1 pseudogene is annotated in these 1,026 nt (G+C 42.7%); it reads right to left on the minus strand.

Features of this window, described 5'->3' with window-relative positions:
* A pseudogene (locus ACFIK2_RS08190) lies at positions 1-1,026 on the minus strand (hypothetical protein); the annotation flags it as partial.

A 1,026-nucleotide genomic window follows, 5' to 3' on the forward strand; every position in this document is an offset into this window, starting at 1 on the left:
CATTCACTGCTTGTTGTGAAGTCTCAGTGAGTGCCGCAGCCTTAACTTTCTTTATCTCTTTACCTCCAGCATCAATGCCCGCGGTCGTTATTTTTGGACCATCAGTAATGACCAAACCTGTTGCGTCTAAGGTATTCGTCCCTGCTTTTAAGCTCGTTAATACAACATCTTGAGCTAAATCAAATTTTACATTATTATCCTTATCGCCTTTTGTAATGTTAAGATTTTTACTTCCAGTAGAAAAATCTACTCCACTATCCATAATGACTGTTTTAGCATTTTTACCGTCAACAGACAGTTTCCAACCATTTTGTCTTACGACCCTTTCTAAGTCTTTTAATTGTATAACATTCACTGCATCTGCATCTTCACTACCAGCCGCTACACCTGTAATTTGTCGTGTTTTGCCATCATCAGCATCACCAACACTAACAGCACCTGACGTAGATTTCCAATAAGATAGCTCATCTTTTGCAGGCCCCTGCAGCATAGAAGTATATCCTGAAACACCTGCAGCCCTATTAGCAACAGACTTGCTTCCTAGAGCAACGCCATCATTTTCTGATACATTTGCACTACGACCTATAGCAGTGCTGCCTCTCGCTTGTGCTGTTGCTTTATATCCCACAGAAGTAGAAAATTCTTCCGATGCATCTGCACCCGCACCAAAAGCAGTCGCATATTCTTCCCTAGCAGTCGCAAAGTCTCCCACAACTGTTGAAAAATTCTTAACCGCTTTTGTTATGCCTGTACCCGGAGCATATTGGCTACCTATTGCGATACTATTTTGACCCAAAGCTTCCGCCTTATAGCCTATAGCTATACTATTCACACCTTTTGCCTGTGCACCATCCCCCAAACTGGTAGCATTTTTTGCTGTCGCCTTTGTAGAGGAATCTATCGCAATAGACGACACAGAGGGCGCACTCGCGGACTCACCCAACACAACACCTTGATCAGCTTTCGTGTCTCGCTGCATTTCACTAACAGGAATAAGTTGTCTTGGTGTCAAAGTATTTATTACAG

This window comes from Bartonella sp. AP88XZML, assembly GCF_042195565.1.
Classification (GTDB): Bacteria; Pseudomonadota; Alphaproteobacteria; order Rhizobiales; family Rhizobiaceae; genus Bartonella.